Raw genomic sequence first — 3235 nt, 5'->3', positions numbered from 1 at the left:
CGATCCCGTCGGCGTCGAGGGCCTGCGGGTCGCGCCCGCACAGATGGGGCAGCCGGTCCCGGGCCGCCTCGTCGTCCCCGGCCTCCAGCGCCCGTCCGACCAGCCGGGCCTCCCGCACCAGCGAAGTCCCGCCCACGACGGCCCAGGTGGCGGTGCCGGTGAGGACGACGGAGGCGGTACGGGAGGCCCGTACGGCATGCTCCGCGGCGGCGCCGAGCGCCACCGCGCCCCCCACGCACACGGCGGTGTGCAGTGCGCCCCACCCCCGGTGGTCCCGCCACAACGCCCGCTCCACGGCCCCGGCGGCCCGCCCGAACGCGGCGACCGGGTGCCCGCGACGCGGGTCACCCAGCAGGAGGTCACCGATCAGACCGGCGGCGGCGCCGTACGCGAAAACGCGATCGGCACGCATCGGGTCAGCCGATCGCGGGGTCGTTCACGTGCCTGGCAGTGCTGGTCGATCGGCAGGCGAGCATCGCGTCATGTCCTCACTCAGGGTGTCCACGCCCTGGTTCGACGAGTCCGGCGGCGAGAGTTCCTGGCTCCCGGGGCTACCTACCCCGGTGACAGTGGCGGGACCGCGCCGGATTCGCACCGGCTTCCTCTTCTGCCGCCGTATATGGCTCCGGCAGTCCACCACGGGCCTTCGAGACCCGTCAACTTGCTGTTGACCTGCGGCGGGAGAGTGTGCAGAACCCCACACCGCCGGTCATGCAGGACGGCCGGGCGGGCACGAAACCGAAGTTCCGTGCCCGCCCGGCCGTCGAGGGTGACGGGAGTGCCGTCAGGCCACGATCAGGTAGATCCCGTACGCCACCGCCGCCGCGCACGCCGCGAAGCAGGCGTAGGCACCGGTGACCGCGAGGGCTGCCGAGCCGCCCTGGGCCGTGGCCCGTTCCTGGCGGGACAGGCCCATGATGCCGAGGGTGAACAGGGTCACGAGGCCCACGGTGACGACGAGACTGACGCCGAAGACGGAGCCGAGAGCTTGCCAGTCGATCTGCATGGTGAGGCTTCCTTAGGACTGCGGGCTCAGACGGCGGCCGGCGGGGAGGCCGGTTCCGTCGTGACGGGCGGGGCCGGGATCGTGGCCGTGAGGTCCTCGGCCACCGTGCCCGCGGGCGGCGGGGTCACGGCGGCGATCGCCTGGGTCACCACGCCGGCCGGCTCGTCGGTCTCGTTGACGTTGGAGGCGTCCACGACCTCGCGCTGCGAGATCTTCCAGATCGCCGCGCTGGAGGCGACGAGGAAGACCGCCACGACCGCCGTGCCCCAGTCGCCGAGGTTCGTGACGGACTCGGCCAGGGCGCCCACCAGGGCCGCCGCCGGGAGCGTGAGACCCCAGGCGACGAACATCCGCGTCGCCGTCGACCAGCGGACGACCCCGCCCTTGCGGCCGAGGCCCGCGCCCATCACCGAACCGGAGACGACGTGCGTGGTGGACAGGGAGAAGCCGAGGTGGGAGGAGGCCAGGATGGCGGTGGCCGCGCTGGTCTGGGCGGCGAAGCCCTGCTGCGGCTCCAGCTCGGTCAGGCCCTTGCCCATGGTGCGGATGATCCGCCAGCCGCCGATGTAGGTGCCGAGCGCGATGGCCAGGCCCGCGGAGAGGATGACCCAGGTGGGCGGGTCGGAGTCGGGGGCGACGGCGCCGCCGGCGACCAGGGCGAGGGTGATGATGCCCATCGTCTTCTGCGCGTCGTTGGTGCCGTGGGCCAGCGAGACCAGGCCGGCCGAGGCGATCTGGCCGCCCCGGTAGCCCTTGGCGGCGGCCTTGCCGTCGGCCTTCTTGCCCAGCGAGTAGGAGAACCGCGTGGCCAGCATGGCGGCGACGCCCGCGACGATCGGTGCGGCGACCGCCGGGATGAGGACCTTGGTGACGAGCGCGTCGCCGTGGACCGCGCCGAAGCCGGCCGAGGCGATGGTGGCGCCGATCAGACCGCCCATGAGGGCGTGCGAGGAGCTGGAGGGCAGTCCCACCAGCCAGGTCAGCAGGTTCCAGAGGATCGCGCCGACCAGGGCGGCGAAGATGACCTCGGGACGGATGCCGGTCTCGTCGACGAGACCCTTGGAGATCGTGTTGGCGACCTCCACCGAGAGGAAGGCGCCCACAAGGTTCAGCACGGCGGACATGGCCACCGCGACCTTGGGCTTGAGCGCACCGGTCGAGATGGTGGTGGCCATCGCGTTGGCGGTGTCGTGAAAACCGTTCGTGAAATCGAACGCAAGTGCGGTTACCACCACAATCGCGAGGATCAGCGAGAAGTTTTCCATTTACCCAGGCAATCGTTCGAGGTCATTGGCAGGTTGAACGTAAGTAACCTGGGTGAACGGAAGATGAACTGAGTCGGGCCGCACGGTGACCGGAATCCACGGTTATTGCTGTGCCGAACCCCGCGGCTCCCGTACGGCCCATGCGCCCCACGGCCACGCCCCGGAGGCGAACCCGCCCGGCTGCCGCGCCGAGCCGTGGAAGAGATTCTGGTCACCCTGACGGTTCGGCGTCCCGGCTGGCAGGATCGCGGCATGGCTGAGCAGCGACAGGATCCACACGAGGCCAGGGGTACCGGGGGCACCGCGAGAGAGGTGCGGGCCGAGGAGGCGGACGCCTGGGACGAGTTGGTCGACACGGCCCGCCGGACGGTCACAGAAGGACTGGTCGTCGGCACCTCCGGCAACGTCTCGGTACGTGTCGGGGACACGGTCCTGGTCACCCCGTCGGGCGTCCCCTACGACCGCCTCACGCCGGACGACGTGACGGGGGTCGACCTGGAGGGCCGCCAGGTCCTGGGCACCCTTGTGCCGACGAGCGAACTCCCCATGCATCTGGCGGTCTACGGCAGCACCGACGCCCGCGCGGTCGTCCACACCCACGCGGTGCACGCCACGGCCGTCTCCACGCTCGTGCCCGAGCTCCCCACGATCCACTACATGACCAGCGCCCTCGGCGGCCCCGTCCGGGTCGCCCCCTACGCCACCTACGGCACCGACGAGCTGGCCGAGAACATGCTGCACGCCCTCATCGACCGCTCCGCCTGCCTCCTCCAGAACCACGGCACGATCGCCTACGGCAGCACGCTCGCCCAGGCCTACGACCGCACGGCCCAGCTGGAGTGGATGTGCCACCTGTGGCTCACGGCCCGCGCGGTCCCGGGCCTGACACCCAACCTGCTGACGGACCAACAACTGGCCGAGGTGACGGAACGGCTGCGGGGGTACGGCCAGCGGGCCTAGGGGG

4 protein-coding genes and 1 riboswitch are annotated in these 3235 nt (G+C 71.5%); of the genes, 1 reads left to right on the top strand and 3 read right to left on the bottom strand.

The genetic code is table 11. From position 1 onward, the window contains the following. The 3 genes from EHS43_RS41050 to EHS43_RS41040 all read right to left on the bottom strand — a co-directional run. On the bottom strand, positions 1 to 412 hold a 412-nt coding region (locus EHS43_RS41050), incomplete at its 3' end, for a cobalamin biosynthesis protein (RefSeq protein WP_185806629.1). Between the two features lie 97 nt (positions 413 to 509). Continuing rightward, positions 510 to 653: riboswitch (cobalamin riboswitch) on the bottom strand. A 131-nt stretch (positions 654 to 784) separates the two neighbouring features. Beyond that, entirely contained in the window at positions 785 to 1006 is a 222-nt protein-coding gene (locus EHS43_RS41045; RefSeq protein WP_125195611.1) for a hypothetical protein, read from the bottom strand. A 26-nt stretch (positions 1007 to 1032) separates the two neighbouring features. Then, entirely contained in the window at positions 1033 to 2271 is a 1239-nt protein-coding gene (locus EHS43_RS41040) for an inorganic phosphate transporter (protein ID WP_125195610.1), read from the bottom strand. Between the two features lie 252 nt (positions 2272 to 2523). On the opposite strand from EHS43_RS41040, the gene EHS43_RS41035 reads away from it, so the two are divergent. Next, complete coding sequence (locus tag EHS43_RS41035) at positions 2524 to 3231, top strand: class II aldolase/adducin family protein (RefSeq protein WP_125195609.1); 708 nt, start codon at positions 2524 to 2526, stop codon at positions 3229 to 3231. The last annotated feature ends 4 nt before the right edge of the window (positions 3232 to 3235 follow it).

The organism is Streptomyces sp. RP5T (assembly GCF_003933965.1).
In the GTDB taxonomy this organism is placed as follows: Bacteria; Actinomycetota; Actinomycetes; order Streptomycetales; family Streptomycetaceae; genus Streptomyces.
This window is presented reverse-complemented; position numbering and strand designations above follow the sequence as displayed.

Coding starts and splice junctions, on each gene's coding strand:
- EHS43_RS41040 (WP_125195610.1), bottom strand. CDS start 2,271: ATGGAAAACTTCTCGCTGATCCTCGCGATTGTGGTGGTAACCGCACTT.
- EHS43_RS41045 (WP_125195611.1), bottom strand. CDS start 1,006: ATGCAGATCGACTGGCAAGCTCTCGGCTCCGTCTTCGGCGTCAGTCTC.
- EHS43_RS41035 (WP_125195609.1), top strand. CDS start 2,524: ATGGCTGAGCAGCGACAGGATCCACACGAGGCCAGGGGTACCGGGGGC.